This window comes from Arenimonas sp. SCN 70-307 (assembly GCF_001724815.1).
GTDB lineage: Bacteria > Pseudomonadota > Gammaproteobacteria > Xanthomonadales > Xanthomonadaceae > Arenimonas.
The window spans coordinates 187,853-214,169 of the sequence record NZ_MEDO01000001.1; the positions used below are offsets into that span (position 1 = coordinate 187,853).

At 70.5% G+C, this 26,317-nt stretch carries 28 protein-coding genes; 19 read left to right on the forward strand and 9 right to left on the reverse strand.

What is annotated here, in order from left to right; genetic code table 11:
* Positions 1–21 precede the first annotated feature (21 nt).
* Positions 22–1,230: a lytic murein transglycosylase gene (locus ABS41_RS00905; protein WP_290589123.1), complete on the reverse strand. Its 1,209-nt coding sequence runs from the start codon at positions 1,228–1,230 to the stop codon at positions 22–24.
* A gap of 84 nt (positions 1,231–1,314) precedes the next feature.
* On the opposite strand from ABS41_RS00905, the gene ABS41_RS00910 reads away from it, so the two are divergent.
* The 3 genes from ABS41_RS00910 to dbpA are packed head-to-tail and all read left to right on the forward strand — an operon-like array spanning position 1,315 to position 3,749.
* On the forward strand, positions 1,315–1,719 hold the full coding sequence (locus ABS41_RS00910; protein ID WP_290589126.1) for a hypothetical protein: 405 nt from the start codon (positions 1,315–1,317) through the stop codon (positions 1,717–1,719).
* A 22-nt stretch (positions 1,720–1,741) separates the two neighbouring features.
* Positions 1,742–2,347 carry a rhomboid family intramembrane serine protease gene (locus ABS41_RS00915; protein WP_290589129.1) on the forward strand — a complete coding sequence of 202 codons (606 nt, stop codon included), beginning with the start codon at positions 1,742–1,744 and terminating at the stop codon, positions 2,345–2,347.
* Positions 2,348–2,381: 34 nt separating this feature from the next.
* The gene (gene dbpA, locus ABS41_RS00920; protein WP_290589132.1) at positions 2,382–3,749 is read left to right on the forward strand and encodes an ATP-dependent RNA helicase DbpA; all 1,368 of its coding nucleotides are present in this window, start codon (positions 2,382–2,384) and stop codon (positions 3,747–3,749) included.
* A gap of 66 nt (positions 3,750–3,815) precedes the next feature.
* On the opposite strand, the gene ABS41_RS00925 is transcribed toward dbpA, so the two are convergent.
* Complete coding sequence (locus tag ABS41_RS00925) at positions 3,816–4,004, reverse strand: hypothetical protein (protein ID WP_290589135.1); 189 nt, start codon at positions 4,002–4,004, stop codon at positions 3,816–3,818.
* Between the two features lie 260 nt (positions 4,005–4,264).
* On the opposite strand from ABS41_RS00925, the gene ABS41_RS00930 reads away from it, so the two are divergent.
* Both ABS41_RS00930 and ABS41_RS00935 read left to right on the forward strand, forming a co-directional pair.
* Positions 4,265–4,978 (forward strand): pseudouridine synthase, encoded by a 714-nt coding sequence (locus ABS41_RS00930; RefSeq protein WP_290589138.1) that lies wholly within the window; start codon positions 4,265–4,267, stop codon positions 4,976–4,978.
* 50 nt (positions 4,979–5,028) lie between these two features.
* Positions 5,029–5,892, forward strand: coding sequence for an FKBP-type peptidyl-prolyl cis-trans isomerase (locus ABS41_RS00935; RefSeq protein WP_290589141.1), 864 nt, complete (start codon positions 5,029–5,031; stop codon positions 5,890–5,892).
* Here ABS41_RS00935 and ABS41_RS00940 read toward each other — a convergent pair.
* On the reverse strand, positions 5,820–7,130 hold the full coding sequence (locus ABS41_RS00940; RefSeq protein ID WP_290589144.1) for a TIGR03862 family flavoprotein: 1,311 nt from the start codon (positions 7,128–7,130) through the stop codon (positions 5,820–5,822). The genes ABS41_RS00935 and ABS41_RS00940 overlap by 73 nt on opposite strands.
* 44 nt (positions 7,131–7,174) lie before the next feature.
* Here ABS41_RS00940 and ABS41_RS00945 point away from each other — a divergent pair, with 44 nt between their 5' ends.
* Together ABS41_RS00945 and ABS41_RS00950 are read left to right on the forward strand one after the other, a co-directional pair.
* Positions 7,175–7,660 carry an 8-oxo-dGTP diphosphatase gene (locus ABS41_RS00945; protein ID WP_290589147.1) on the forward strand — a complete coding sequence of 162 codons (486 nt, stop codon included), beginning with the start codon at positions 7,175–7,177 and terminating at the stop codon, positions 7,658–7,660.
* A 257-nt stretch (positions 7,661–7,917) separates the two neighbouring features.
* A complete protein-coding gene (locus ABS41_RS00950; RefSeq protein ID WP_290589150.1) occupies positions 7,918–8,364 on the forward strand; it encodes a PA2169 family four-helix-bundle protein in 447 nt (148 codons plus the stop codon).
* Between the two features lie 193 nt (positions 8,365–8,557).
* On the opposite strand, the gene ABS41_RS00955 is transcribed toward ABS41_RS00950, so the two are convergent.
* The gene (locus ABS41_RS00955) at positions 8,558–10,732 is read right to left on the reverse strand and encodes a M3 family metallopeptidase (RefSeq protein ID WP_290589153.1); all 2,175 of its coding nucleotides are present in this window, start codon (positions 10,730–10,732) and stop codon (positions 8,558–8,560) included.
* 143 nt (positions 10,733–10,875) lie between these two features.
* Between ABS41_RS00955 and ABS41_RS00960 the strand changes: the two genes are divergently transcribed.
* A complete protein-coding gene (locus ABS41_RS00960) occupies positions 10,876–11,355 on the forward strand; it encodes a glutathione peroxidase (protein ID WP_290589156.1) in 480 nt (159 codons plus the stop codon).
* Between the two features lie 4 nt (positions 11,356–11,359).
* On the opposite strand, the gene ABS41_RS00965 is transcribed toward ABS41_RS00960, so the two are convergent.
* Positions 11,360–12,136, reverse strand: coding sequence for a ferredoxin--NADP reductase (locus ABS41_RS00965; protein ID WP_290589159.1), 777 nt, complete (start codon positions 12,134–12,136; stop codon positions 11,360–11,362).
* A gap of 170 nt (positions 12,137–12,306) precedes the next feature.
* Between ABS41_RS00965 and ABS41_RS00970 the strand changes: the two genes are divergently transcribed.
* The 3 genes from ABS41_RS00970 (at position 12,307) to ABS41_RS00980 (ending at position 13,602) form a co-directional block, all read left to right on the forward strand.
* Positions 12,307–12,516 (forward strand): cold-shock protein, encoded by a 210-nt coding sequence (locus tag ABS41_RS00970; protein ID WP_231696100.1) that lies wholly within the window; start codon positions 12,307–12,309, stop codon positions 12,514–12,516.
* 155 nt (positions 12,517–12,671) lie between these two features.
* Complete coding sequence (gene slyD, locus ABS41_RS00975; RefSeq protein ID WP_290589167.1) at positions 12,672–13,154, forward strand: peptidylprolyl isomerase; 483 nt, start codon at positions 12,672–12,674, stop codon at positions 13,152–13,154.
* A 1-nt stretch (position 13,155) separates the two neighbouring features.
* Positions 13,156–13,602: a CoA-binding protein gene (locus tag ABS41_RS00980; RefSeq protein ID WP_290589170.1), complete on the forward strand. Its 447-nt coding sequence runs from the start codon at positions 13,156–13,158 to the stop codon at positions 13,600–13,602.
* A 7-nt stretch (positions 13,603–13,609) separates the two neighbouring features.
* Here ABS41_RS00980 and ABS41_RS00985 read toward each other — a convergent pair whose 3' ends face one another.
* Entirely contained in the window at positions 13,610–14,698 is a 1,089-nt protein-coding gene (locus ABS41_RS00985; protein WP_290589173.1) for a sterol desaturase family protein, read from the reverse strand.
* Positions 14,699–14,782: 84 nt separating this feature from the next.
* Here ABS41_RS00985 and ABS41_RS00990 point away from each other — a divergent pair, with 84 nt between their 5' ends.
* The 6 genes from ABS41_RS00990 to ABS41_RS01015 all read left to right on the forward strand — a co-directional run bounded on the left by ABS41_RS00990 (position 14,783) and on the right by ABS41_RS01015 (position 20,589).
* Complete coding sequence (locus tag ABS41_RS00990) at positions 14,783–15,175, forward strand: hypothetical protein (RefSeq protein ID WP_290589176.1); 393 nt, start codon at positions 14,783–14,785, stop codon at positions 15,173–15,175.
* A 38-nt stretch (positions 15,176–15,213) separates the two neighbouring features.
* Positions 15,214–17,121 (forward strand): ATP-binding cassette domain-containing protein, encoded by a 1,908-nt coding sequence (locus tag ABS41_RS00995; RefSeq protein ID WP_290589179.1) that lies wholly within the window; start codon positions 15,214–15,216, stop codon positions 17,119–17,121.
* Between the two features lie 62 nt (positions 17,122–17,183).
* Positions 17,184–18,701: a fumarate hydratase gene (locus tag ABS41_RS01000; RefSeq protein ID WP_290589182.1), complete on the forward strand. Its 1,518-nt coding sequence runs from the start codon at positions 17,184–17,186 to the stop codon at positions 18,699–18,701.
* 254 nt (positions 18,702–18,955) lie between these two features.
* Positions 18,956–19,165 carry a cold-shock protein gene (locus ABS41_RS01005; RefSeq protein ID WP_026816018.1) on the forward strand — a complete coding sequence of 70 codons (210 nt, stop codon included), beginning with the start codon at positions 18,956–18,958 and terminating at the stop codon, positions 19,163–19,165.
* 109 nt (positions 19,166–19,274) lie between these two features.
* Positions 19,275–19,907: a glutathione S-transferase family protein gene (locus ABS41_RS01010; RefSeq protein ID WP_290589192.1), complete on the forward strand. Its 633-nt coding sequence runs from the start codon at positions 19,275–19,277 to the stop codon at positions 19,905–19,907.
* A 4-nt stretch (positions 19,908–19,911) separates the two neighbouring features.
* Positions 19,912–20,589 (forward strand): NAD(P)H-binding protein, encoded by a 678-nt coding sequence (locus tag ABS41_RS01015; RefSeq protein WP_290589195.1) that lies wholly within the window; start codon positions 19,912–19,914, stop codon positions 20,587–20,589.
* Positions 20,590–20,616: 27 nt separating this feature from the next.
* Here ABS41_RS01015 and ABS41_RS01020 read toward each other — a convergent pair whose 3' ends face one another.
* Complete coding sequence (locus tag ABS41_RS01020; protein WP_290589198.1) at positions 20,617–21,744, reverse strand: PQQ-dependent sugar dehydrogenase; 1,128 nt, start codon at positions 21,742–21,744, stop codon at positions 20,617–20,619.
* Between the two features lie 27 nt (positions 21,745–21,771).
* Complete coding sequence (locus tag ABS41_RS01025) at positions 21,772–22,362, reverse strand: arylesterase (RefSeq protein WP_290589201.1); 591 nt, start codon at positions 22,360–22,362, stop codon at positions 21,772–21,774.
* 94 nt (positions 22,363–22,456) lie between these two features.
* On the opposite strand from ABS41_RS01025, the gene ABS41_RS01030 reads away from it, so the two are divergent.
* Together ABS41_RS01030 and ABS41_RS01035 are read left to right on the forward strand one after the other, a co-directional pair.
* Positions 22,457–23,155 (forward strand): ABC transporter ATP-binding protein, encoded by a 699-nt coding sequence (locus ABS41_RS01030; protein WP_290589204.1) that lies wholly within the window; start codon positions 22,457–22,459, stop codon positions 23,153–23,155.
* On the forward strand, positions 23,152–25,641 hold the full coding sequence (locus ABS41_RS01035; RefSeq protein ID WP_290589207.1) for an FtsX-like permease family protein: 2,490 nt from the start codon (positions 23,152–23,154) through the stop codon (positions 25,639–25,641). Before ABS41_RS01030 ends, ABS41_RS01035 begins: the two co-directional genes overlap by 4 nt.
* 12 nt (positions 25,642–25,653) lie before the next feature.
* On the opposite strand, the gene ABS41_RS01040 is transcribed toward ABS41_RS01035, so the two are convergent.
* Entirely contained in the window at positions 25,654–26,139 is a 486-nt protein-coding gene (locus tag ABS41_RS01040; RefSeq protein WP_290589210.1) for a DUF456 family protein, read from the reverse strand.
* Positions 26,140–26,317 lie beyond the last annotated feature (178 nt).

Sequence of the window (26,317 nt, forward strand, 5' to 3'; positions counted from 1 at the left end):
GGGGCTGCCGCCGATTGTTGCCTAATCGGCCGGCGGCGGCGAGGGGGCGGTTTCGCGCAGGGCGGCGAGGAGGCGCTGGCTGGCGCGGCCGTCGGGCGTCCAGCCCAGGCGCGCCTGTTCGGCGGCGATGGCTTCGCGGCTGAGCTTGCCGATCATGCCGTCCACCGCGCCGATGGCGTGGCCGCGGGCCAGCAGCAGGGTCTGCAGCTCGCGGCGCTCGAGCCGCGACAGGCCCGGGTCGTCGGTGGGCCAGCGCGCCTGCAGGCCGGCGCCGCCGCGCAGGCGGTCGGCCAGCAGGGAAATCGCCAGCGCATAACTTTCGGCGGCGTTGTAGCTGAAGATCGCGTCGTAGTTGCGGAACACCAGGAAGGCCGGGCCCTCGCGCCCGGCGGGCAGCAGCAGGGCCGCGTTGCGCTCGTCGGCGGGCAGGGCGCCGCCGTCGCTGCGCACGATGCCGCGGGCGCGCCACTGCGACAGCGGGCGGCGCTGGGTGCGACCGTTCACCGACGCGTCGAAGCCCGGTGGCAGCGTCACTTCGTAGCCCCAGGGCTGGCCGGTGCGCCAGCCGGCCTGGCGCAGGTAGTTGGCGGTGGAGGCCAGCGCGTCGGGAATCGAGCCGACCAGGTCGCGGCGGCCGTCGCCGTCGCCGTCCACGGCGATGCGCGCATAGGTGGAGGGCATGAACTGGGTGTGGCCGAAGGCGCCCGCCCAGGAGCCCACCAGGCCCTCGGCGCGCAGGTCGCCGGCCTGGATGAGCTTGAGCAGCGCGAACAGTTCGCCGCGGAAGAAGGGCTGGCGGCGCCCGGCGCAGGAAAGCGTGGCCAGCGAGCCCAGCAGCGGCTTGCTGCCGAAGGTGCGCCCGTAGTCGCTCTCCACGCCCCAGACGGCGACCACGGTGGCGGCATCGACGCCGTGCTTCCCGGCGATCGATTCAAGCAAGGCCGCGTGTTCCTGCAGCCGGGCCTGGCCGTCGGCCACGCGCTGCTCGTCCACCAGGCCGGCCAGGTAGTCCCAGATGGGCGTGCGGAACTCGGGCTGGTAGTCGAGTGCCTCGAGCACCGACGGGTCCCAGGCCAGGGACCGGGTGTGCTCGCGGAAGACCTCGCTGCGCACGCCGGCGGCGCGGGCGGCGGGTTCGAGGCGGTCGAGGCAGGCACCAAGCTCGGCGCTGGCGAGGGCGGCGGGGCTGGCCAGGGCCAGCAGCAGGGGCAGGGCGGGGGTCGGGCGCATGGCGGCACTTTGCCACCGTCGGACTGAATCGTCGCCGGGCCATGGCGTTATGCTTCGGGCCAGTCCCCCGGCCCGGAGCCCGCCATGCGCCATTGCCTGCCGTCCACATTCGTCCTGACCGCGCTGCTCGCCACCAGCGCGCCGCTGCCGGCCAGCGAGGCCGGTGCGGCCGATCGTGCCTTCGCCGAGCGCGTGGCGGCCTGCGAGGCGGCCAGCCACCAGTCGCCGCATCCGTTCATGCGCGACTTCGCCATCGAGCACGCCGTCACTGGCGAAACGGACGGAACCTGCGGCTACACCCAGTCCATGCCCGGCGGCATGCGCATGGAGTGTGCGCTCAGCGAGGCCGGCCGCGACGGCCTGGCCGCCGAGTTCCGCGAGATGGCCGAAGGCCGCATGAGCGGTTCGAGCCAGGAGAAGAAGGCCTGGACCGGAGAGTGCGAGATCGTCACCGCCGACGGGAAGCGCCTCAAGGTCGGTCCGGCCTGAGGCCGGTCGGGAAAGGATGCCCATGGAACTGAGCCTCACGATCGCGATCATCGTCGTCACCGCCGCCGTGTCCTGGGCGGGGTTCAGCAACGAGCCGCTGCTGCAGCGCCTGCTGCTGTGGCCGCCGGCGGTGTCGCGCCGCCGCCAGTACGAGCGTTTCGTCACCTACGGCCTGGTGCATGGCGACTTCATGCACCTGCTGTTCAACATGGTCACGCTGTTCTTCTTCGGCCGGCAGATGGAGCAGTTCTACGGCCAGTACCTCGGGCCCTGGGGCTTCCTGGGCTTCTACGTTTCCGCCCTGGTGGTGTCGGCGCTGCCGAGCTACCTGCGCCACCGCCACGACCCCAACTACGCCACGCTCGGCGCCTCCGGCGCGGTGTCGGCGGTGCTGTTCGCCTTCGTGCTGCTGCAGCCCTGGTCGACGATCTACGTGTACGTGATCCCGGTGCCGGCGATCATCTTCGCCGTGCTCTACACCGGCTATTCGGTCTACATGAACCACCGGCAGGCCGACCGGGTGAACCACAGTGCGCACCTGGCTGGTGCGGCCTACGGCGTGCTCTTCACGGCGCTGATGGAGCCGCGGGTGCCGGCGCACTTCCTGCAGAGCCTGATGTCCCCCTGAGCCTGGGCTCCAGCGCGGCGTGCGAGAATGCCGCATGACCGATTTCGCCCGGCTTCCCCTTTCCCCGGCCTTGCTCGAGGCCGTGGCCTCGCTTGAGTACACCGCCATGACCCCGGTGCAGGCCGCCAGCCTGCCGCCGATGCTGGCCGGCCGCGACGTCACCGCCCAGGCCCGCACCGGCAGCGGCAAGACCGCCGCCTTCGGCCTGGCGCTGCTCTCGCGCGTGGATCCCGCCGCCGCCGGCGTGCAGGTCCTGGTGCTTTGCCCGACCCGCGAACTGGCCGACCAGGTGGCGCGCGAACTGCGCCGCCTGGGCCGCCTGATGCCCAACCTGAAGGTTTCGGTGTTCTGCGGCGGCGTGCCGCTGCGCCCGCACCTGGCTTCGCTGGCGCACCCGCCGGCGGTGGTGGTGGGCACGCCCGGCCGCATCCAGGAATTGATGGACGAAGGTGCGCTCACGCTCGATCCGCTGCGCGTGGCCGTGCTCGACGAGGCCGACCGCATGCTCGACATGGGGTTCGCCGATGCCATCGCCGGCATCCTGGGCCAGGCGCCGGCGGCGCGGCAGACGCTGCTGTTCTCGGCCACCTTCCCCGAGGGCATCGCGGCCCTTGGCGCGCGATTCCAGCGCGATCCCGAGCGCATCACCGTCGAGCACGAGGGCGAGGCGATCGAGCAGCGTTTCTACGAAGTCGAGCCGCCGCGCAAGGCCGACGCCATCGCGCTGCTGCTGGGCGACCTGGCGCCGGCCTCGGCGCTGGTGTTCTGCAACACCCGGCGCGACGTGGCGCAGCTGTGCGACGAACTGCAGCAGCGCGGCTTCGCCGCCCTGGCCCTGCACGGCGACCTCGAACAGCGCGACCGCGACGAGGTGCTGGTGCAGTTCGCCAACGGCAGCTGCAGCGTGCTGGTGGCCACCGACGTGGCGGCCCGCGGCATCGACATCGCCGGCCTGCCGGTGGTGCTCAGCCACGGCCTGGCCAGCGATGCCGACATCCACACCCACCGCATCGGCCGCACCGGCCGGGCGGGGCAGCCGGGCCTGGCGCTGTCGCTGGTGTCGAACGAGGAACGGCGCCGGATCATCGGCATCGAAGAGAAGATGGGGCAGGCGGCGCGCTTCGAGCGCATCGACCTCTCGCGTCGCGCCGCGCGGCCGAAAGCGCCGGCGATGCAGACGGTGGTGATCGACGCCGGACGCCAGGACAAGCTGCGTCCGGGCGACGTGGTCGGCGCCCTCACCGGCGCCGGCGGGCTGGACGCCGCGGCGATCGGCAAGATCGCCGGCTTCGCGAGCCGGACCTACGTGGCCATCGAGCGCAGCCAGGTCCAGAAGGCCATGGACAGGCTGCGCACGGGCAAGGTCAAGGGCCGCAGCTTCCGGATCCGGAAGCTGGGCTGATGGCGGTGCCGGGGCCGGGCGCGGGCGCGCCGGGTGCAGCGGCTTTCCCGGGGCAGGCCCATGGCCTCAGCGCCAGGGGCGGGCGCCGGCGGACGCGACGGCCGGCTCGCGCGACTCGCGACGGCGGCGGATCTCGGCGTCGAGGCGGCGGTATTCCGGGGTGCCGATCTCGCCGGCCATGACCAGCTCCCAAAGCTGGATGGCCAGTTCGTCGTCGAGGACCTGCTTGCGGGGGAAGGGAATGACGATGCCCATGGGGCGACTCCTGGTGGCGGGGGACGGTGGCTTGCACCCCAAGCGCTGCATATTCCGTGCCAAGCCAGGAACGGCATTCGCCCTGATTCGGTCCAACGCGGACGGATTGTGACGCAGGCCACAAAACCGTGCCGGCCAACCCCAAGATCTTCGGTCTGCGTCACGGCCGGGGCACAAATGTGGCCCGGCGGCGCGGCGGGTGACTTGCCGGCCCCGGCATGCCAGCATTCGCGCCACTTCTGACGCGGCGCGGCACCCCGATGAGAGTCAACAAGCACATCGCCGAGACCGGCCATTGCTCCCGCCGCGAGGCCGACCGGCTGGTGGCCGAGGGCCGGGTGAGCGTGAACGGCCAGCGCGCCGGCATCGGCACCCAGGTGGCCGAGGGCGACGTGGTGGAGGTCGACGGCCAGCCGCTGCGCCGCCGCGAGGCCAGGCCCGGCGCGCGCCGCCACGTCTACATCCTGCTCAACAAGCCGGTGGGCATCACCTGCACCACCGACACCACGGTCAGCGGCAACATCGTCGATTTCGTCGGCCACCAGCAGCGCATCTTCCCGATCGGCCGGCTCGACAAGGATTCCGAAGGCCTGATCCTGCTCACCAGCAACGGTGACATCGTCAACAAGATCCTGCGCGCCGAGGAGAAGAAGGAGAAGGAGTACCTGGTGGCGGTGAACAAGCCGGTCACCGAGGAGTTCCTGCGCGGCATGGCCCGCGGCGTGCGCATCCACGACCAGATGACCCTGCCTTGCCGCACGCGCCGCATTGCCAAGTTCGGCTTCGGCATCGTGCTCACCCAGGGGCTGAACCGGCAGATCCGCCTGATGGCCGCGGCCTTCGGCTACCGCGTCACCCAGCTGCGCCGCATCCGCATCGCCAACGTGCGCCTGGGCGAGCTCAAGCCCGGCCGCTGGCGCAACCTGACCGAGGCCGAGCTGCGCGGCCTGCTGCCCGAGCACGCCGACTGGTGAGCCGGGGCTGTTACCCTTCGCGGCCTGTATTCGTTTCCCGGGCCGTGCCGATGCTTCGTTCCGCTTTCCTCGCCCTGCTGCTCGCCGCGTCGCCGCCGCTCGCGCAGGTCTCGCCGCTGCCGGCGCCCCGGCCGCTCGACGCGCCGCCGCCGCTGGCCACCGGCACCGCCAGCGGCATGGCCTACCAGGTGCTCAAGCCGGGCCCGGACCAGAACGCCTTCGTTCGCGAGCCCGTGCTCGAGTACCGTATCGACGGCTGGAGCGCCGACGGCGTCACCCGCTTCAATTCGCGCCAGCAGGGCCTGAGCCGCGCCTGGGTGCGCGACCTGGTGCGCAGCCAGCCCGGTCTGGCGCGCGCGCTGCTGACCACCCCCGTGGGCGAGACCCGGCGCTGGTGGCTGGCCCCGACCGCGCTCGCGCCCGGTTACCCGGGCATGCCGGCGCTGCCGCACGTGCTGGACCTGACGGTGGTCGGCGGCAGCAATCCCACCCGCCCGCCCGAAGACGTGGGCGCCGTGCCCGACGACGCGCAGCGCACCACCAGCGGCCTGGCCTACAAGGTGATCGCCCGCGGCAAGGGCGGGCTGCGGCCCGCGGCCTCGGACCTGGTGCTGGTGCACTACACGGCCTGGACGCCGGACGGCCGCGTGTTCGACAGCTCGCTCATGCGCGGCCGGCGCTCCTCGCTGCCGCTGGCCGAGGTGGTCCCGGGCTGGCGCGAGGGCCTGCAGCTGATGGCCCGCGGCGACCGCTTCCGCTTCTGGATTCCCGGCCCGCTGGCCTACGACAACCAGAACGTGCCGGGCGCGCCCAAGGGCATGCTGGTGTTCGACGTGACGCTTTACGGCTTCTCGCCGGACCCGGGCACGCCCGACGCGGAAGTCGACGACCCCGCGGCGCTGCCCGAGTCCTGAGTCCGGGCGCGCAGCCAGCGCGCCGCGCCGCGCCCGGCCAGCAGGCCGCTGGCGTGGCAGGCGGTGAGCAGGTAGCCGCCGGTGGGCGCCTCCCAGTCGAGCATTTCACCGGCGGCAAAGAGGCCGGGGCGGTCGCGCAGCATCAGGCTGTCGTCGAGCGATTCGAGCCGCAGGCCGCCCGCGCTGGAAATCGCTTCGGCGATCGGTCGCGCCGCCGTCAGGCGGATCGGCAGTGCCTTGATGGCTGCGGCCAGCGCAGCCGGTTCGCCGTTGAGCACCTCGGGCGGCAGGCATTCGCGCAGCAGCCCGGCCTTGGCGCCCTCCAGGCCGGCCTGGCGGCGCAGGTGCTCGCTGAGGCTGCGGCCCTTGCGCGGGCGGGCGAGGTCGGCAGCCAGGCGCGCGACGTCGCGGCCGGGCACCAGGTCGGCCAGCAGCAGTGCTTCGCCGTGCGTGTTGATGCGCTCACGCAGTGCCGCCGACAGCGCGTACACCAGGCTGCCCTCGACGCCGGTCGCCGTGACGACAAATTCGCCCTGGCGAAATCGCGGCGGCGACTCCCAGCCCAGGGCCAGGCGCACTGGCTTGAGCGGCGCGCCGGCGTGGCGGCTGGCGAAGTGCTCGCTCCAGCCCGCGTCGAAGCCGCAGTTGGCCGGCTGCAGCGGCGCCACGTCGAAGCCCGACGCGGCCAGCCGCGGCGCCCAGGCGCCGTCCGAGCCCAGCTGCGGCCAACTGCCGCCGCCGAGTGCCAGCACGGTGGCGCCGGCGCGGAATTCGCGCGGTCCCTCGGGCGTATCGAAGCGCAGCTCGCCCTCGTCGCCAAAACCGGTGAAGTAATGGCGCAGGTGGAAGCGCACGCCCTGTTCGCGCAGCCGGCGCACCCAGCCGCGCAGCAGGGGCGCGGCCTTGAGGTCGGTGGGGAACACGCGCCCGGAGCTGCCCACGAAGGTCTCCACGCCCAGGCCGGCGGCCCAGGCGCGCATCGCCCCGGCGTCGAAGGCCTGCAGCCAGCGGCGGATGGTGGCGCTGCGCTCGCCGTAGCGGCCGGCGAAGGCCTCGAAGCCTTCGGAGTGGGTGAGGTTGAGCCCGCCCTTGCCCGCGATGAGCACCTTGCGGCCCACCGAACCCATGGCGTCGAACAGGTCCACCTCCACGCCTTCGGCGCGGGCGGTTTCGGCGGCCATCAGGCCGGCGGGGCCGCCGCCGACGATGGCGAGGCCGGGCAGGGAAGTCGGGGTCATGGAGCGATTATGCTTGCAGGCCGCCCGCCAAGCCGAGACCCGTCGTGCCCTATACCCCGATCGTCGCCACCCTGGGCTACGTGCTTTCGCCCGACGGACAGCGCTGCCTGATGGTCCACCGCAACGCCCGCGCCGGCGACAACCACCTGGGCAAGTACAACGGCCTGGGCGGCAAGCTCGAGCCGGACGAAGACGTGATGGCCGGCATGCGCCGCGAGATCCACGAAGAGGCCGGCATCGAATGCGAGTCGCTGCAGCTGCGCGGCACGATCAGCTGGCCGGGCTTCGGCAAACACGGCGAGGACTGGCTGGGCTTCGTTTTCCTGATCGACCGCTTCCGCGGCGAACCGCCGGCGCGCAACGCCGAGGGCGACCTGCACTGGGTCGAGCTGTCCCGGCTGGGCGAGCTGCCGCTGTGGGAGGGCGACCGCCATTTCCTGCCCCTGGTCTTCGACGGCGACCCGCGGCCCTTCCACGGAGTGATGCCGTACCGGGACGGGCGAATGGTGTCGTGGTCTTATTCGCGCTGAAAATCGGCTAACGTGCGGCCAAATGGCGTGAAGTGGATTGAATTGGCTGTTTGAAACGACGGTGGGTGCCGGATAACCTAATTTTTACGGCCCGGGGCGTATCCTTAACGGGTTCCAAACCGGCCCCCGTGGCCGCGCGGGACGCCTGCAAGAGCTTTCCTTCGTGATCGCCTGGCCCTGCTTCCCGGGGCATTCCGTCGCCTGGTCTGGGTGGCGGGACGATCGCGCTGTCCTTTCATCACGCCAAGGAGCGCCGCATGACCGACACCAGCAGCAGCATTTCCGACCTGATCGACATCAGCGAGGATGGCACCGCGTTTTACGAAGAAGCGGCCCAGAAGGTGAAAGACAAAAAGGTCAGCGCGCTCTTCGCCAAGCTCGCCAAGGCCAAGTCGGAACTGGCGGCGGAGCTGTCGGGCGAGGTGAAGCCGGCGCCGAAGGCGAAGAAGACCGCGACCAAGAAGCCGGCCAGCGCCCTGGGCGAACTGAGCAAGGTTTATGCCGGCATGCGCAAGCAGTGGCCTGAGTCGCCGGTCGAGCGCTTCACCCGCATGGCCGAGATCGAAGGCCAGCTGCAGACCACCTTCCAGAAGGTCGTGCTCGACCGCGAACACAGCTTCGTGGTGCGCGTGCTGGCCAAGCAGTACGTCTCCAAGGCCGAAGTCCTGAACAAGGAACTGCGCGCCTGCCAGCGCAACGCCTGACGTCCTCGGCTCCGGCTGATCAAAAAGCCTTGAACGCGGATCAAATCTGATTTGAGGGCAATGAACGCGGATAAAGCGTTTTAAATTAGTTGCGCTTTATCCGTTTTTATCCGCGTTTCATCCGATCTGATCCGCGTTCAAAATGAAAACCGCCCGGTCGCCCGGGCGGTTTTTTTGTGCCAGATACTGGCGGTTACTTGGTGTCGAGGCCGCGGCGCACCAGCAGCGGGCCCACTTCCGGGTCGCGGCCGCGGAAGTCGCGGAACAGCTGCATGGCGTCCTTGCTGCCGCCCTGCGAGAGCAGGGTGCGGCGGAAGTGGTCGCCGTTCTCGCGGGTCAGGCCGCCGTTCTCCTTGAACCACTCCACCGACTCCGCGTCCAGCACCTCGGACCACAGGTAGGCGTAGTAGCCCGCCGAGTAGCCGCCCATGATGTGCGAGAAGTAGGTGCTGCGGTAACGCGGCGGCACCGGCGCGTAGTCCAGGCCGGCGGCCTTGAGCGCCTGCGCCTCGAAGCCCAGCGTGTCGGTCGAGACCTTGCCGGCCGACTGCTGGTGGATGGCCTGGTCGAGCATGGCCGCGGCCAGGTACTCGGTGGTGGCGTGGCCCTGGCCGAACTGCTCGGCGGCCATCACCTTGTCCAGCAGCTCCTGCGGGATCGGCTCGCCGGTCTCGTGGTGCTTGGCGTAGTTGGCCAGGATCGACGGCCAGGTGGCCCACATCTCGTTGACCTGCGAGGGGTACTCGACGAAGTCGCGCGGCACCGAGGTGCCGGCGAACTGCGGGTACTTCACGTTCGAGAACAGGCCGTGCAGCGCGTGGCCGAACTCATGGAACATGGTGGTGACCTCGTCGAAGGTCATCAGCGTGGGCTGGCCCTCGGACGGCTTGGGGATGTTCTGGTGGTTGGCGACCACCGGCTTGGTGCCGGTCAGGCCGTTCTGCGGCACGTAGGCATTCATCCAGGCGCCGCCGCGCTTGCTGGCGCGGGCGTAGAAATCGCCGTAGAACAGGCCCAGCGCGCTGCCGTCGGCGTCGAACACCTCCCACACGCGCACGTCCGGGTGGTAGACCGGCAGGTCCTTGCGCTCCTGGAAGGTCAGCCCGTAGAGCTGGTTGGCGGCGTAGAAGACGCCGTTCTCGAGCACCGAGTTGATCTCGAAGTACGGACGCAGCTGCGACTCGTCGAAGGCGTACTTCTGCTGGCGCACCTTCTCGGCGTAGAAGGCCCAGTCGCCGGCTTCGAGCTGGAAGCCGCCGCCCTCGGCGTCGATGATGGCCTGCATGTCGGCCGCTTCCTTGCGGGCATTGGCCACGGCGGCCGGGGCCAGGTCGGAGAGCAGCTTGTTCACGGCGGCGATGGTGCCGGCGGTCTCGTCCTCGAGGATGTAGTGGGCGTGGTTCTCGTAGCCCAGCAGCTTGGCGCGCTCGGCGCGCAGCTGCGCGACCTTGGCGACGATGGCCTGGTTGTCGAACTCGTTGCCGCGGGCGCCGCGCACCAGCGAGGCGTCCATGATGCGCTGGCGCAGCGCGCGGTTGGTGAGGTTGGTCAGCGGCGGCTGGCCCGAGGTGTTCTGCAGCGCGATCAGCCACTTGCCTTCCTGGCCGGCGGCCTTGGCGGCCTCGGCGGCGGCGGTGATGGCCTCGGCCGGCAGGCCGTCGAGTTCGGCGACGTCCTCGACCAGCACGCCCGAAGCATTCACTTCCTTGAGCACGTTCTGGCTGAAGGTGGTGGCCAGGCTGGCCAGCTCGGCGTTCATCGCCTTGAGCGTTTCCTTGTCGGCGTCGGAGAGATTGGCGCCGGCGCGGACGAAGTCGATGTAGTAGCGCTCGACCAGGCGCTTGTCCTGGTCGTCGAGGCCCAGCGCATCGCGCTGCTCGTAGAGCGACTTGACGCGGGCGAAGAGCTTGCCGTCGAGCAGGATGGCGTCCTGGTGGGCGGCGAACTTCGGCGCCATCTCGGCCTGCACGGCCTGGATCTGCGGGTTGGTGTGGGCGCCGGCGAGGTTGCCGAACACCGCGGCGGTGCGGTTGAGCAGGGCGCCGGTCTTCTCCATCGCGACGATGGTGTTCTCGAAGGTGGCGGGCTCGGCGTTGTTGGCGATCGCGTCGATCTCGGCGCGCTGCTCCTCCATGCCCTTGGTCAGGGCCGGGGCGTAGTGCTCGTCCTTGATCTTGTCGAAGGCCGGCGCCTGGTAGGGCAGGGCGCTGACGGTGAAGAAGGGATTGGCCGTCTCGGCGGCATCGGCGCCGGCGGCGGTGGCGGCATCGCCGGCGGTGGCCGGGGTGGCCTCATCGCGGCTGCAGGCGGCCAGGGACAGGCCGAGCGCCAGGGCGACGGCGGCGGCAAGGGTCTTGCGTGCGGACATGGGAAGCCTCGGGTGGTTTGGGGCGGAACAGCCCCCAAGGCTACCGCATCCGGCCGTAAGGACCCCATGACGAAAGACAGGGGGGCGGCTGCCGCGGCCGCCCGGCCTGCGCTAGGCTGGGCGCATCGCCCCGGGAGCCCGCCATGACCACCGCCTTTGATTTCACCGCCACCACCCTCGACGGCCGGGAGCAGAAGCTCGACGAGCTGCGCGGCAAGGTGCTGCTGATCGTCAACACCGCCTCCAAGTGCGGCTTCACCCCGCAGTACGAGGGCCTGGAGAAGCTCTGGCGCGACTACGCCGACAAGGGCCTGGTGGTGCTGGGCTTCCCCTGCGACCAGTTCGGCCACCAGGAGCCCGGTGACGCCGAGGAGATCCGCAACTTCTGCTCGCTCACCTACGACGTCAGCTTCCCGATGTACGGCAAGGTCGAGGTCAACGGCGGCGGCGCGCACCCGCTGTGGAAGTGGCTCAAGTCGGAGAAGTCGGGCCTGCTGGGGCTGGAGGCGATCAAGTGGAACTTCACCAAGTTCCTCGTGGGCCGCGACGGCAAGGTGATCAAGCGCTACGCGCCGACCGACAAGCCCGAGTCCATCCGCAAGGACATCGAAAAGGCGCTGTAAGGCCTTACTTCTCGACGAAGGCGCGCTCGAACACGTACTGCCCCGGCGTGCCGATGCGCGGCGCCGCCGCGAAGCCGCGGCCGTCGAGCAGGGTGCGGAAGTCGGCCAGCATCTGCGGGCTGCCGCAGATCATGGCGCGGTCCTTCTCGCCGTCGAGCGGCTCGATGCCCAGGTCGCGCATCATCTGGCCGCTTTCCATCAGCGTGGTCAGGCGGCCGGCATGGCGGAAAGGCTCGCGGCTGACGGCGGGGTAGTACAGCAGCTTTTGGCTGATCACCTCGCCCAGGTACTCGTGTCGGGGCAGCTCGCGGGTGATGTAGTCGTGGTAGGCCAGGTCGGCGGTGTTGCGCACGCCGTGGGTGAGGATGACCTTGTCGAAGCGCTCGTAGGTCTCCGGGTCCTTGACCACGCCCAGGAACGGCGCCAGGCCCGTGCCGGTGCCCAGCAGGTAGAGGTTGCGGCCCGGGTGCAGGTCGGAGATGAGCAGGGTCCCGGTGGGCTTGCGGCTCACCAGCAGGTCGTCGCCGGGCTGGATGTGCTGCAGGCGCGAGGTCAGCGGGCCGTCGGGCACCTTGATGGAGAAGAACTCCAGGTGCTCCTCCCAGTTGGCGCTGGCGATGGAGTAGGCGCGCATCAGCGGCCGGCCGTTGACCTCCAGGCCGATCATCACGAACTGGCCGTTGTCGAAGCGCAGGCCGTCGTCACGCGTGGTGGTGAAGCTGAAATACGCGTCGGTCCAGTGGCGTACGGTCAGGACCCGCTCGGTGGCGAAGGCGGACATGGGCAACCCGTGGGAGTGGGGGATCGGCGGGCGGCGGCGGGCGATCCGGTAGCCCGTCATTATAAATCAGTCGCTTTCCCCGCCGTAAGCGGGTAGGGTGGGCGCACTGCGGTTGCCGGACAACGGGCGGATCGTGGGTACCCAACCTTAATTGTTACAAGGAATGAGATATGTCTGACCGTCAGACCGGCACCGTGAAGTGGTTCAACGACGCCAAGGGCTTTGGTTTCATCACCCCCGAGAGCGGCGAGGACGTGTTCGTCCACTTCCGCTCCATCCAGGGCACCGGCTTCAAGTCCCTGCAGGAAGGCCAGAAGGTTTCCTTCAAGGTCGTGAAGGGCCAGAAGGGCATGCAGGCCGACGAAGTGCAGCCGCTGTAAGGCGCCTTCCCTGCGTTGCCAACGGACCCCGGTCGGAGACGACCGGGGTCTCGTTTTTTGCGGCCCGCCGTTTGCGCCATTCCGGCGCTTGGCCTAGCCTATACGGCCTTTCTCCCGCCGCCGGGTTCCCGGCCGGCCCTCCCCAAGGATCCCCCATGCAGATCGCCGAGCGCACCGTCGCGACCTTCCACTACACCCTCACCGACGATGCCGGCAAGGTGATCGATTCGTCCACCGGCGCCCAGCCGCTGGCCTACCTGCACGGCGCCGGCAACATCGTGCCGGGCCTGGAAAAGGCCCTCGAGGGCCGCAGCGCCGGCGACAAGTTCGACGTGGTGGTCTCGCCCGAGGAGGGCTACGGCACCCCGAACGAGATGCTGATCCAGACCGTGCCGCGCGAGGCCTTCCAGGGCGTGGACGAGCTCGAGGTGGGCATGGCCTTCCAGGCCCAGACCCCGCAGGGCGCCATCTCGGTGGTCATCGCCAGCATCGAGGACGGCATGGTCACCGTCGACGGCAACCACCCGCTGGCCGGCCAGAACCTGCACTTCGCCATCGAGGTGGTCGAGGTGCGCGACGCCAGCCTCGAAGAGCTGGCCCACGGCCACGTGCACGGCGCCGGCGGCCACCACCACTGACATGGGCGCACCGGGTACGCTGATCGACGACGAAGCCGGGCTCAAGGCCCTGCTGCAGCGGGTGCGGCGCATCGCCGTGCTCGGCATCAAGACCGAGGCCCAGCGCGGCCAGCCGTCGATCGACGTGCCGCGCTACATGGAGCGCGCCGGCTACGACATCGTGCCGGTGCCGGTGTACTACCCGGAGGTCGAGCGCATCCTCGGCCGCCCGGTGTTCCGCCGCCTGGCCGACATCCCGGGCGAGGTGGACCTGGTGAACGTGTTCCGCCGTTCCAAGGACCTCGCGCCCCACCTCGACGACATCCTCGCCAAGCGTCCGGCGGCGGTGTGGCTGCAGCTGGGCATCCGCGACGACGCGTTCGCCGCCGCGCTGCTGGCGGCCGGCATCGACGTGGTGCAGGACCGCTGCATCCTGGTCGACCACCAGCGCCTGCTCGGCGGGCGCTGAATCCGGCTCAGCCCCGGCGCCGGGGCAGGAAGGGCGCCAGGTGCTGGCGCCAGACGCGCTCGGGCACTTCGGCCGGGTCGAGGTTGCCGTACTCCTCCGGCCAGCTGCCGTCGCGCGGCAGCCGCAGCGTGCCCATCAGCCAGTCCACCAGCGGCAGGTGGATGGCGTAGTTGGCGTCCGTGAAGTCCTCCCGGCGCGCGTGGTGCCAGTGGTGGTAGCGCGGCAGCACCAGCACGTACTCCAGCCAGCCGAAGCGCAGGCCGAGGTTGGCGTGCGCCAGCACCGCCTGCAGGCCGGCGAGGATGACGTAGGCATTGATGGCCGCCGGCGCGAAGCCCAGCAGCACCAGCGGCAGCAGCACCAGCCCGCGCGTGAGCAGGATCTCGAGCAGGTGCATGCGCGAGCCGGCCAGCCAGTCCATGTGCCGGCTGCTGTGGTGCACGGCGTGGAAGCGCCAGAGCAGCGGCCAGCGGTGGTAGGCCCGGTGCACCAGGGCCTGGGCCAGGTCGGCGCAGAACACCGCCAGGAGGAACTGCAGCCACACCGGAAGCGACTGGATCGCCGCGGCCACCGACGGGAAGGCCACCAGCGCCGCCACGCCCGCGGTCCAGGCGGTGATGGCGATCAGTACGAACTGCACGCTGACGTGGCTGACGAAGAAGTAGGCCAGGTCGGTGCGCCACTGCGGACGCAGCGGCGACTGGTCGATGCGCCCGAGCAGGCGCTCGATGGGCACGAACACCAGGGCTGAAAAAAACAGCGACACCACGAACCAGTCCAGGCCCAGCGACCAGGGCGTGGCCTCGATCGTGTCGAACTCGACGCTGGCGCCGCCCAGCAGCACCGCCAGCGTGGCGGCGCCGACCCCGGTCAGCGCCACCCGCCGGTCGCGCCCGCGCAGGATGGCCAGGGTGCCGAGCCCGAAGGCGCAGACCAGCCCGAAAAGCAGCAGGCCGCGGGCGAAGCCCTCGGTGTAGACCTCGCGGAAGGCCTGGCTGGTCAGCAGCTGGGGAAAATGGAAGCACAACACGCCTACCAGGCTCGACAGGCCGAGCAGGGCGGAAAGATGAGCCGTCCAGGAGCGCTTGCGGACCATGCCCGACACGATGGGGTTCGCGAGGGGCGGGCGCAAGCGGGCCCGAGCGGGTAGAATGCGCGACCCCCCGTGCGAATCGTTTCCGTGTCCCAGCTTCCCCCCGATATTTCCATCCGTTTCCAGGATCGTCCCGGTTACCTGCACTGCCTGGTCACCGGCCCCCGCGACAGCCGCGAGATTTCCATCGCCTACTGGACCGAGATCGCCCGCGAGGGCGAGCGCCGCAAGGCGCGCAAGCTGCTCGTGGTCGAGAAGCTCGGCGAGTTCGAAGGCGAGCGCAACATCTCCGGCACCCTCGACGCCATCTTCGCCCTCGGGCTCGACAAGCTGCAGGTGGCCTTCGTGCCCGGCCGCGTCGAGCTGATGGGCTACGTCGAGCACGGCGAGATCCTGGCCCGCGAACGCGGCGCCACCGGCGGCCGCGTGTTCAGCTCCGAAGCCATGGCCGAACGCTGGCTCAAGCACGGCGGCGACTGAATCCGCCGGCGGGCCCGGGCCCGCGATAGAATGGCCGCATGTCCCTGATCACCCTGCAAGGCGTCGACTACGGCGTCGGCGGCCCGCTGCTGCTCGAAGCCGTGAACCTCACGATCGAGCCGAACGAGCGCGTCTGCATCGTCGGCCGCAACGGCGCCGGTAAATCCACCCTGCTGCGCCTGCTGGCGGGCCAGATCGTGCCCGACGACGGCGTGCTGCGCCGCGAGGGCCGCGTCGCCGGCCTGGCCCAGGAGGTGCCGCAGGGCGTGGCGGGCACGGTGTTCGACGTGGTGGCGATGGGCCTGGGCGAACTGGGCGCCGACCTGGCCCGCTACCACCACCTGCTGCACGACGGCGCCGACATCGACATGGACGAGCTGGGCAGCGTGCAGGCGCGCATCGATGCCGGCAACGGCTGGCAGATCGAGCAGCGCGTCGAGCAGGTGATCAGCAAGCTCGACCTGCCCGAGGAGGCCGATTTCGCGGCGCTCTCGGGCGGCATGAAGCGCCGCGTGCTGCTGGCCCAGGCCCTGGTGGCCGCGCCCGACGTGCTGCTGCTCGACGAGCCGACCAACCACCTGGACATCGAGTCGATCGCCTGGCTCGAGGAGTTCCTGAAGAATTTCGCCGGCTCGGTGGTCTTCGTCACCCACGACCGCCAGTTCCTGCGCAACCTGGCCACCCGCATCGTCGAGATCGACCGCGGCCAGGTCACCAGCTGGCCGGGCGACTACGCCAACTACCTGCGCCGGCGCGAGGAGCGCCTGCACGCCGAAGCCCAGGCCAACGCGCTGTTCGACAAGAAGCTGGCGCAGGAAGAGGTGTGGATCCGCCAGGGCATCAAGGCCCGGCGCACCCGCAACGAGGGCCGCGTCACCGCGCTCAAGGCGATGCGCCGCGAGCGCGCCGAGCGCCGGGAGCAGCAGGGCAACGTGCGCATGTCGGCGGCCGCGGCCGACAAGTCCGGCAAGCGGGTGTTCGAGGCCAGGGGCGTGGACTTCGCCTTCGGCAGCAAGGTGATCGTGCGCGGGCTCGACACCGTCATCCAGCGCGGCGACAAGGTCGGCCTGATCGGACCGAATGGTTCGGGCAAGACCACGCTGCTCAAGCTGCTGCTGGGCCAGCTGCAGCCGACGGCCGGCGAGGTCCGCACGGGCACCAACCTCGAGGTGGCCTTCTTCGACCAGCTGCGCGGCGCGCTGCGCGAGGACTGGAACGCGCTCGACAACGTTTCGGAAGGCCGCGAGTTCATCGAGATCAACGGCAGCCGCAAGCACGTGATGGGCTACCTGCAGGACTTCCTTTTCAGCCCCGACCGCGCGCTGGCGCCGATCACCAAGCTCAGCGGCGGCGAGCGCAACCGCCTGCTGCTGGCCAAGCTTTTCGCCAAGCCCTCGAACGTGCTGGTGATGGACGAACCCACCAACGACCTGGACGTGGAGACGCTGGAGCTGCTCGAGGAGCTGCTGATCGACTACCCGGGCACGCTGATCCTGGTCTCGCACGACCGCGAGTTCATCGACAACGTGGTCACCTCGTCGCTGGTGATGGAAGGCAACGGCCGCGTGGGCGACTACGTGGGCGGCTATTCCGATTGGCTGCGCCAGCGGCCGATGTCGGCCCGCATCGCGGCGGCCGAAGCGGCCGAGGCGGGCAGGGCGGCCGCGCGGCCCGCGGCGCCCGCGCCGGTTGCCAGGCCCGCGGCGCCGGCCGCCGCACCGGCGGCGCCCAAGCGAAAACTCAGCTACAAGGACCAGCGCGAGCTCGACGAGCTGCCGGCCCGCATCGAGCGCCTGGAGGCCGAGTTGGCCGAAGCCACCACCGCCGTCCAGGACCCGGGCCTCTACGCCCGCGGCCCCGACGCCGTCACCGCCGCCAACGCCCGCCTCGCCACCCTCCAGGCCGAACTCGACCACGCCTACGCCCGCTGGTCCGAACTCGAATAACCCCTGAAGGCCCCCCCACAACCGGGTAAAATGTCGGTTTCCCGCCAGCCCCGATGCCCGCCGTGAGCCAGATCAAGCAGGAAGACTTCATCCAGTCCGTCGCCGACGCGCTGCAGTACATCTCGTACTACCACCCCGTCGACTACATCCGGAACCTCGCCGCCGCCTACGAGCGCGAGCAGTCGCCGGCCGCCAAGGACGCCATCGCCCAGATCCTGATCAACTCGCGCATGTGCGCCGAGGGCCATCGCCCGATCTGCCAGGACACCGGCATCGTCACCGTGTTCCTCGAGATCGGCATGGACGTGACCTGGCCCGACGCCACGATGGGCGTCGAGGACATGGTCCACGAGGGCGTGCGCCGCGCCTACAACCACCCGGACAACAAGCTGCGCGCCTCGGTGCTGGCCGACCCGGCCGGAAAGCGCACCAATACCAAGGACAACACGCCCGGCGTGGTGAACATGAAGCTCGTGCCGGGCAACACCGTCGACGTGATCGTGGCGGCCAAGGGCGGCGGCAGCGAGGCGAAGTCGAAGTTCGCGATGCTCAATCCGTCCGACTCGATCGTGGACTGGGTGCTCAAGACCGTGCCGACCATGGGCGCCGGCTGGTGCCCGCCGGGCATGCTGGGCATCGGCATCGGCGGCACCGCCGAGAAGGCCATGCTGCTGGCGAAAGAGGCCCTGATGGAGCCGATCGATATCACCGACCTGCAGGCCCGCGGCCCGTCCAACCGCGCCGAGGAGCTGCGCCTGGAGCTGTACGAGAAGGTCAACGCGCTGGGCATCGGCGCCCAAGGCCTGGGCGGCCTGACCACGGTGCTCGACATCAAGGTCAAGGACTACCCGACCCACGCCGCCAACCTGCCGGTGGCGATGATCCCCAACTGCGCCGCCACCCGCCACGCGCATTTCACCCTCGATGGCAGCGGCCCGGTGCAGCTCGAGCCGCCCTCGCTGGCCGACTGGCCGGAGCTGACCTACGACGCCTCCAAGGGCCGCCGCGTGGACCTCGACACGGTGACGCGCGAGGAAGTGGCCAGCTGGAAGCCGGGCGAGGTGCTGCTGCTCAACGGCAAGCTGCTCACCGGCCGGGACGCGGCGCACAAGCGCATGGTGGACATGCTCAACAAGGGCGAACCGCTGCCGGTCGACCTGCGCGGCAAGTTCATCTATTACGTCGGCCCGGTCGACCCGGTGCGCGACGAGGTCGTCGGCCCGGCCGGCCCGACCACGGCCACCCGCATGGACAAGTTCACCGAGCAGGTGCTGGCCCAGACCGGCCTGATGGGCATGGTCGGCAAGGCCGAGCGCGGTCCGGTGGCCATCGAGGCCATCCGCAAGCACCGCTCGGCCTACCTGATGGCCGTCGGCGGCGCCGCCTACCTGGTCTCCAAGGCCATCAAGGCGGCCCGGGTGGTGGGTTTCGCCGACCTGGGCATGGAGGCCATCTACGAGTTCGAGGTCCGGGACATGCCGGTCACCGTGGCCGTGGACGCGGCCGGCGAGTCGGTGCACCGCACCGGCCCGCGCGAGTGGCAGGCCCGGATCGGCAAGATCCCGGTCGCGGTCGAATAGCCCGCCCAGCCTGAACGGGCTGCCCCTGGTTTGGCCGCTTTGCCGGCCAAGCCACCGAAACCATTGGCTTTCCTCCACGGAACGGTGTAGGGTGGGCGGGACTGTGTTTGCGAAGGGTCACTGTGAATCGTGGCCTGATGCGGTAGATCCATCGATCCGCTACATCTTTTCACCTCGCTCCTCCTTGCAACCCCAGTCGCGCGGCGGGATGTTCCCGTCAGCGATATCCATTAATTGTTCCAAGGAGTTAGCAAATGTCGGATCGTCAGATCGGTACCGTCAAGTGGTTCAACGATGCCAAGGGCTTCGGCTTCATCAGCCGCGAGAACGGCGAGGACGTGTTCGTCCACTTCCGTTCCATCCAGGGCACCGGCTTCAAGTCCCTGCAGGAAGGCCAGAAGGTCTCCTTCAAGCTCGTCAAGGGCCAGAAGGGCATGCAGGCTGACGAAGTGCAGCCGATGTAATCCAGTCCCCCAAGGACTGAGCGAAGCCCCGGGTGGAAACGCCCGGGGCTTTTCTTTTGGGGCGCCGGCCGTCGTATGCTGCGGGCCGACCCCAAGCACGGAAGCCGGCATGTACACCCTGTACTACTCCCCCGGCGCGGCCAGCCTGGTCGTGCACTGGTTGCTGATCGAAATCGGCGCGCGCCACGAACTGCGCCGCCTGGACCTGGCCGCGGGCGAGCACAAGCGCCCCGAATACCTGGCCATCAACCCGCACGGCGTGGTGCCGACGCTGCTCATCCACGGCGAACCCGTGGCCGAGGCGGCGGCGCTGGTGCTGCACCTGGCCGACGCCCATCCGAGCTTCGGGCTGGCGCCGGAGCCGGGCAGCGTCGAGCGCGCAAAGTACTACCAGTGGGTGCTGCACCTGGCCAACACGATGCAGCCGGCCTTCCGCACCTGGTTCTATCCGAACGAGGCCGCCGGCGAGCAGAACGCCGAGGCGGCCAAGACCCGGGCGCGCGAGCGCATCGAGGCCTGCTGGGACAACATCGAGGCCCACCTCGCAAGACGCGGTCCTTACCTGATGGGGCCTTCGGTAAGCGCGGCCGATTTCCTGCTGGCGATGCTGATGCGCTGGTCGCGCAACATGCCGCGTCCGGCCACCGACTGGCCGCAGCTGGGCGCGCTGGCGCAACGCATGAAGGCGCGCCCCTCGTTCCGCGTGCTCTACGAGCGCGAAGGCCTCACCGAGTGGGCCTGAGCCCGTGACATCCGGACGCGCGGTGCTGCTGGCCGGGGCCACGGGCCTGGTCGGCGGCCGCGTGCTTGCGCGCCTCCTGGCGCAAGCCGGGGGCCCGCGGGTGCTGGCGCTGGTGCGCCGGCCGCTGGCGCAGGAGCACCCGCGGTTGCACGCGCTGGTCGGTGCCTGGGATGCCGCGGCCATCGCCGGGGCGCTCGACGGCGCGCCGCTCGAAGCCTTCGCCTGCTGCCTCGGCACCACGATCCGGCAGGCCGGTTCGCGCGAAGCCTTCCTCGCGGTCGACCGCGACCTGGTGCTGTCGCTGGGCGAAACCGCGCGTGCGCTGGGCGCACGCCAGGCGCTGCTGGTGTCATCCGTCGGCGCCAGTGCGCAGTCGGGCAATTTTTATCTTCGGGTCAAGGGCGAGGCCGAGCGCGGGCTCGCCGGGCAGGGCTTCGAGCGCGTGGATTGCCTGCGGCCCGGGCTGCTGCTGGGCGAGCGCAGCGAACGGCGTCGCGCGGAGGGGCTGGGCCAGCGGCTGGCGCCGATCACCAACCCGCTGATGCGCGGGCCGCTGCGCCGCTACCGTGCCATCGACGCCGACGTGGTGGCCGGCGCGATGGTCTCGCTGGTCGGTCGCCCGGAGCCCGGCCGCTTCGTCCACGAATACGACGCGATGAACCAGATGAACCAGGTTCAATAAAATCAACCTGGTTCGTTTGATCCAGGTTTATTCGAGGCCGACGCGCAGGATCTGGCCCTTGGCGTCGTCGGTGAGCAGGTAGAGGTAGCCGTCCGGGCCCTGGCGCACGTCGCGGATGCGCTCGCCCAGGTCGACCAGCAGCGGCTCTTCGGCCACCACCTTCTCGCCGTCGAGCTCGAGCCGCACGACGCGCTGGAAGGCGAGGGCGCCCACGAACAGATCGCCCTTCCAGGCCGGGAAACGGTCGTGGTCGTAGAAGGCCAGGCCGCTGGGCGCGATCGACGGCGTCCACTGGTGCATGGGTTGTTCCATGCCCTCCATTTCCTTCTTGCCCGAGCCGATCGGCGCGCCGGAATAGTTCACGCCCAGCGTGATCACCGGCCAGCCGTAGTTCTTGCCCGGGTCGGGGATGTTGAGCTCGTCGCCGCCGCGCGCGCCGTGCTCGGTCTGCCAGAGCTTGCCGGTCTGCGGATGCAGGGCCGCGCCCTGCACGTTGCGGTGGCCGTAGGACCAGATGGCCGGGTCGGCGCCCTCGCGGCCCACGAAGGGGTTGTCGGCGGGAATGGCGCCGTCTCGCTCGATGCGGAAGATCTTGCCCTGGCCCTTGTCCAGCGCCTGCGGGAAATCCCAGTTGCCGCGGTCGCCGGTGGTCACGTAGAGCCGGCCCTCGCGGTCGAACACCAGGCGCGAGCCGAAGTGCTGGCCGGCCTCGAGCTTGGGCAGCTGGCGGAAGATCACCTGCACGTCTTCCAGCGCCTCGCCCACCAGCTTGCCGCGGGCCACCGCGGTGCCCGAGCCGCCTTCGCCCGGCTCGGAGTAGCTGAGGTAGACCAGGCTCGTGCTGGCGAAGTCGGGGTCGACGGCCACGTCGAGCAGGCCGCCCTGGCCGCGGGCCCAGACCTCGGGCACGCCCGCCAGCGGGCCGGAGAGCTTGCCGTCGGTCGACACCAGGCGCAGGCGGCCCGGGCGCTCGGTCACCAGCATGCGGCCGTCGGGCAGGAAGGCCAGGCCCCAGGGGTGCTCGAGGCCGCCGGCCACCGGCTGCACCTGCACCTGGCCGTGCTGGCTGGGAAAGCTGCGGGCGGCATCGTTGGAGTTCTGCGCGGCGCAAGCGCCAACGGCGAGCATCAGGGCGAGGGCGAGGGGCGTCTTCATGCGATGGGGCTCCTGGTTTGGTTCGGGTCAGTCAAGCAGCGGCGCGAGCGCCGGCCAGACGTGGTCGCGCAGCTTGGGCTGGGCCTCGGCCACTGGGTGGAGGTTGTCGGCCTGGAACGCGTCGCGGTCCATGGCGATGGGTTCGAGCAGGAAAGGCAGCAGGGCGGTGCCGTGCGCCTCGGCCAGCTCGGTGTAATTGCGCTCGAAGGCCTGGGTGTACTGCGGGCCGTAGTTGGGCGGCAGGCGCATGCCCACCAGCAGCACGCGGGCGCCCGATTCGCGCGAGGCGACGATCATGCGCTCGAGGTTGGCGCGGGTCTGCACCAGGTCCAGGCCGCGCAGGCCGTCGTTCGCGCCCAGTTCGATGACGACCACGTCGGGCGAATGGCGACGCAGCTCGGCGGCAATGCGGCTGGCACCCCCGGCGGTGGTTTCGCCGCTGATGCTGGCGTTGGCCACTTTCCAGCCCGGCCGCTCGCTGCGCAGCTGCGTGGCCAGCAGCGCCACCCAGCCCTGCTCGGGCGGCAGGCCGTAGGCGGCCGAGAGCGAGTCGCCCATCACCAGTACGGTGCGCTCGCCGGCGCCAGCCGCGAAAACCGGCAGGCTGGCAAGTGCCAAGAGAAAGACCATGACCCCGCGTTGAACCCGGGTGCGCCATGCTCCATATCCTGATGTAGTTGCTCTCATCGTTTTCCCATTGACTGAGGATCCCATGGCCGACTCCCGCCAACCCCCGGAAACCCGCGATGCGCTGCACGTCGAGCGCCTTGGCAAGCGGGTACCGCTGCCGTCGGGGGAGCTGACCATCCTCGAAGGCCTTGGTTTTACCATCCCCAGGGGTGAAGCGGTCGCGATTGTCGGTGCCTCCGGTTCAGGCAAGAGCACGCTTTTGTCCCTGCTGGCCGGGCTGGACGTGCCCAGCGAGGGCGAGGTGCGGCTCGATGGCCAGCCGCTTTCGGCCCTGGACGAGGATGGCCGCGCCCGCGTGCGCGGCGAGAAGGTGGGCTTCGTGTTCCAGAGCTTCCAGCTGCTGCCCTCGCTGACCGCGCTCGAGAACGTGATGCTGCCGCTGGAGCTGCGCGGCGACGACGACGCGGAAGGGCCGGCGCGCGCCATCCTGGGCCAGGTCGGGCTGGCCGAGCGCCTGGGCCACTATCCGCGCCAGCTTTCGGGCGGCGAGCAGCAGCGCGTGGCCCTGGCCCGCGCCTTCGTCACCCGGCCGGCCGTGCTGTTCGCCGACGAGCCCACCGGCAACCTCGACACCCGCACCGGCCAGGCCATCATCGAGCTGCTGTTCGAGCTCAACCGCGAAGCCGGCACGACCCTGGTGCTGGTGACCCACGACGAACACCTGGCCGAGCGCTGCAACCGCGTGCTGCGCCTCGACGCCGGCCGGCTGGTGTCGGCATGAGGTGGCTGCCCCTGGCCTGGCGCCAGCTGGGCCGCGACCTGGCCTCGGGCGACGTGCGCATCCTGCTGGCCGCGCTGGTGCTGGCGGTCACGGCGGTGTGCTCGGTGGGTTTCGTCACCGACCGCGCCGAGCGCGCGCTGGCGCTGGAGGCCAACCGCCTGCTGGGCGGCGACGTGGTGGTGCGCGCCGATGCGCCCATCGAAGGGCCGCTGCGCGAGCTGGCGGAGGCGCCGGGGCTGGATCGCACCGAGACCTGGTCGTTCCCGAGCATGGTCCGGGTCGGCGAAGCGCTGCGCCTGGGCGACCTCAAGGCCCTGGGCGAGGGTTTCCCGCTGCGCGGCAGCTTCCGCGTCCAGACCCAGGCCGGCGGGCCAGAAAGCGTGGCCGAAGGCGTGCCCGCGCCCGGCACGGTGTGGATCAGCCGCGCCGGTGCCGACGCGCTCGACGCGAAACCCGGCGACCTCGTCGGCATCGGCAACAGCGAACTGCGGCTGGCGGCGCTGGTGGTGCAGGAGCCGGATGCGGCGCTGGACTACTTCAACACCGCGCCCAAGGTCTTCCTCAACCTGGCCGACCTGCCGGCGACCGGGCTGGTGCAGCCGGGCAGCCGCATCGCCTACCGGCTGGTGATCGCCGGCGAGGCCGCGGCGGTGGATCGCTTCGCGACCGCTGCCGCCGGGCAGCTCGACCGCGGCCAGCGGCTGGAAACGGCCGCCGAGGCGCGCCCGGAAATCCGCCGCGCGCTCGATCGCGCCGACCGTTTCCTCGGGCTGGCCGCGCTGGTGTCGGTGGTGCTGGCCGCGATCGCCGTGGCCATGGCCGCCCGCCGCCACAGCGCCCGCCACCTGCAGGGCGCGGCGGTGATGCGCTGCCTGGGTGCGCAGCAGTCCACGCTGGTGGGCATCCACGTCGGCGAGCTGGCGCTGCTGGGCCTGCTCGGCAGCGGCATCGGCGTGGCCGTCGCCTTCGGCCTGCAGTGGTTCGTGGCCGATTGGCTCTCGACGGCACTGAAGATCGACTTGCCCGCGGCCGGCCTGACGCCGGCGCTCGAAGGCCTGGGCGTGGGCCTGGCGGTGCTGCTGGCCTTCGGCGTGCCGCCGGTGCTGGCCCTGCGCCGGGTGCCGGCGCTGCGCGTGCTGCGCCGCGACCTCGACCCGACCGAACCCTCGGCCTGGGTGGTGGCGATCGCCGGCCTGTCCGGGCTCTCGGCGCTGCTGTGGTGGAAGGCGGGCTCGGCGACGCTGGGCACGGCGATGCTGGTGGGCATCCTGGCGACGGTGGCCGTGCTGGCGCTGCTGGCCTGGGCCCTGATCCTGCTGGTCCGGCGCCTGCGCACGCGCCTGCGCGGCCCCTGGCGCTACGGCCTGGCCAACGTCAGCCGCCGCGCGGGGGCCTCGATCGCGCAGGTGAGCGCGCTGGGCCTGGGGCTGATGGCGCTGCTGCTGCTCACCTTCGTTCGCACCGACCTGCTCGACCGCTGGCGCGACGCCATGCCGGCCGATGCGCCCAACCGCTTCGTCATCAACGTGCAGCCCGACCAGGTCGCCTCCGTGCGCGAGTTCCTGGCGGGGCAGGGCGTGTCGGAACCCGAGCTCTACCCGATGATCCGGGCGCGCCTGACCGAGTACAACGGCCAGCCCGCCAGCGGCGAGATGTACCCGGAAAACAGCCGCGGCCGGCGCATGGCCGAGCGCGAGTTCAACCTCTCGGAAGGCGCCGCGCTGCGCGACGACAACGTGGTGACGGCCGGCGCGTTCTGGACCGGCGTACCGGACTCGCCGGAGCTGTCGGTGGAGGAAGAATTCGCCGAGTCGCTGGGCTGGAAGGTCGGCGACGAGGTGGCGTTCGACATCGCCGGCGCGCGTTATGCCGGCCGCATCACCAGCCTGCGCCGGGTGGACTGGGAGAGCTTCCGCCCGAACTTCTTCGTGCTCGGCTCGCCCGGTTCGCTCGAAGGCTATTCGGGCAGCTTCATCACCGCGGTGAAGGTGCCGCCGGAGCGCACGCGCTTCACGGCCGAGCTGGTGTCGGCGTATCCGAACCTGTCGGTGATCGACATCGACGCGGTGCTGGCGCAGGTGCGCAGCACGGTCGACCAGGTGTCGATGGTGGTGGAGGCGGTGTTCGCGTTCTCGCTGCTGGCGGGCGTGCTGGTGCTGCTGGCGGCGGTGAGCGCCAGCCAGGACGAGCGCCTGCTCGAGGGCGGCGTGATGCGCGTGCTGGGTGGTTCCGGCCGCCAGCTGCGCCTGGCCCAGGCTTCGGAATTCGCGGCCATCGGCCTGCTTTCGGGCGTGGTGGCGGCCATCGCTGCCTCGGTGCTGGCCGGCGTCATCGCCAGCCAGGTCTTCGAACTGCCCTGGCGCGCCGACCCGGCCCTGGCCGCCACCGGCGCCGTGGCCGGCCTGCTCGCGGCGCTCGTCGCCGGGCTCTGGGCCACCCGCCGCATCATCACCGCGCCCCCCTCCGTCACCCTCCGCGAACTCTGAAGAAACGGGGTCTCAAACCAGGAGGGCGAGGGCGAAGAGGGCGAGCATGGCGAAGGCAAGGGCGAGCTTGAGGATGGCGCCCAGCAGCAGGCCCAGCCAGGTGCCCAGGCCGATGCGGGAGGCCTGCTGCCAGTCGCGGCCGTGGGCCATCTCGCCGGCGGCCGCGCCCAGCAGGGGGCCGGCGATCAGGCCGGGCAGGCCGAAGAACAGGCCGACCACGCTGCCCACGCCGGCGCCGAACAGGCCTTTGCGCGACGCCCCCGCGCGTTGCGCGCCGACCAGGCTGGCCAGCAGGTCCACGCCGATCGACAGCAGCACCAGCAGGCCCAGCACCACCAGCGTCGGCACCGTGATGTGCAGGTAGCCATCGACCCAGGCCGCCAGCCACATGCCGGCGAACATCACCGGCAGGCCCGGCAGCACGGGCAGGATCGTGCCCAGCAGGCCGATGATGATCAGCGCCGCGGCGACCGTGTACCAGACCGTCTGCATGTCCATGCGCCGAGCATAACAACGAAGAAAGGGGGTCAGGTTCACTTTTGCGCAGCGGCGCAAAAGTGAACCTGACCCCCTTTTCTTGGTTCTTCTCCCAACTGAGGGGAGTGGCGCACGGCCGACCCGGTAGATTTGTTGGTGTCTAAGCAGCAAATCGGGGCCGGCCGTGGCCGACGGGAAT

What these genes read in the sequence shown, in the direction of transcription:
- ABS41_RS00905 (WP_290589123.1), bottom strand. Translation starts at nt 1,230, where the DNA reads ATGCGCCCGACCCCCGCCCTGCCCCTGCTGCTGGCCCTGGCCAGCCCC.
- ABS41_RS00910 (WP_290589126.1), top strand. Translation starts at nt 1,315, where the DNA reads ATGCGCCATTGCCTGCCGTCCACATTCGTCCTGACCGCGCTGCTCGCC.
- ABS41_RS00915 (WP_290589129.1), top strand. Translation starts at nt 1,742, where the DNA reads ATGGAACTGAGCCTCACGATCGCGATCATCGTCGTCACCGCCGCCGTG.
- dbpA (WP_290589132.1), top strand. Translation starts at nt 2,382, where the DNA reads ATGACCGATTTCGCCCGGCTTCCCCTTTCCCCGGCCTTGCTCGAGGCC.
- ABS41_RS00925 (WP_290589135.1), bottom strand. Translation starts at nt 4,004, where the DNA reads ATGGGCATCGTCATTCCCTTCCCCCGCAAGCAGGTCCTCGACGACGAA.
- ABS41_RS00930 (WP_290589138.1), top strand. Translation starts at nt 4,265, where the DNA reads ATGAGAGTCAACAAGCACATCGCCGAGACCGGCCATTGCTCCCGCCGC.
- ABS41_RS00935 (WP_290589141.1), top strand. Translation starts at nt 5,029, where the DNA reads ATGCTTCGTTCCGCTTTCCTCGCCCTGCTGCTCGCCGCGTCGCCGCCG.
- ABS41_RS00940 (WP_290589144.1), bottom strand. Translation starts at nt 7,130, where the DNA reads ATGACCCCGACTTCCCTGCCCGGCCTCGCCATCGTCGGCGGCGGCCCC.
- ABS41_RS00950 (WP_290589150.1), top strand. Translation starts at nt 7,918, where the DNA reads ATGACCGACACCAGCAGCAGCATTTCCGACCTGATCGACATCAGCGAG.
- ABS41_RS00955 (WP_290589153.1), bottom strand. Translation starts at nt 10,732, where the DNA reads ATGTCCGCACGCAAGACCCTTGCCGCCGCCGTCGCCCTGGCGCTCGGC.
- ABS41_RS00960 (WP_290589156.1), top strand. Translation starts at nt 10,876, where the DNA reads ATGACCACCGCCTTTGATTTCACCGCCACCACCCTCGACGGCCGGGAG.
- ABS41_RS00965 (WP_290589159.1), bottom strand. Translation starts at nt 12,136, where the DNA reads ATGTCCGCCTTCGCCACCGAGCGGGTCCTGACCGTACGCCACTGGACC.
- ABS41_RS00970 (WP_231696100.1), top strand. Translation starts at nt 12,307, where the DNA reads ATGTCTGACCGTCAGACCGGCACCGTGAAGTGGTTCAACGACGCCAAG.
- slyD (WP_290589167.1), top strand. Translation starts at nt 12,672, where the DNA reads ATGCAGATCGCCGAGCGCACCGTCGCGACCTTCCACTACACCCTCACC.
- ABS41_RS00980 (WP_290589170.1), top strand. Translation starts at nt 13,156, where the DNA reads ATGGGCGCACCGGGTACGCTGATCGACGACGAAGCCGGGCTCAAGGCC.
- ABS41_RS00985 (WP_290589173.1), bottom strand. Translation starts at nt 14,698, where the DNA reads ATGGTCCGCAAGCGCTCCTGGACGGCTCATCTTTCCGCCCTGCTCGGC.
- ABS41_RS00995 (WP_290589179.1), top strand. Translation starts at nt 15,214, where the DNA reads ATGTCCCTGATCACCCTGCAAGGCGTCGACTACGGCGTCGGCGGCCCG.
- ABS41_RS01005 (WP_026816018.1), top strand. Translation starts at nt 18,956, where the DNA reads ATGTCGGATCGTCAGATCGGTACCGTCAAGTGGTTCAACGATGCCAAG.
- ABS41_RS01010 (WP_290589192.1), top strand. Translation starts at nt 19,275, where the DNA reads ATGTACACCCTGTACTACTCCCCCGGCGCGGCCAGCCTGGTCGTGCAC.
- ABS41_RS01020 (WP_290589198.1), bottom strand. Translation starts at nt 21,744, where the DNA reads ATGAAGACGCCCCTCGCCCTCGCCCTGATGCTCGCCGTTGGCGCTTGC.
- ABS41_RS01030 (WP_290589204.1), top strand. Translation starts at nt 22,457, where the DNA reads ATGGCCGACTCCCGCCAACCCCCGGAAACCCGCGATGCGCTGCACGTC.
- ABS41_RS01035 (WP_290589207.1), top strand. Translation starts at nt 23,152, where the DNA reads ATGAGGTGGCTGCCCCTGGCCTGGCGCCAGCTGGGCCGCGACCTGGCC.
- ABS41_RS01040 (WP_290589210.1), bottom strand. Translation starts at nt 26,139, where the DNA reads ATGGACATGCAGACGGTCTGGTACACGGTCGCCGCGGCGCTGATCATC.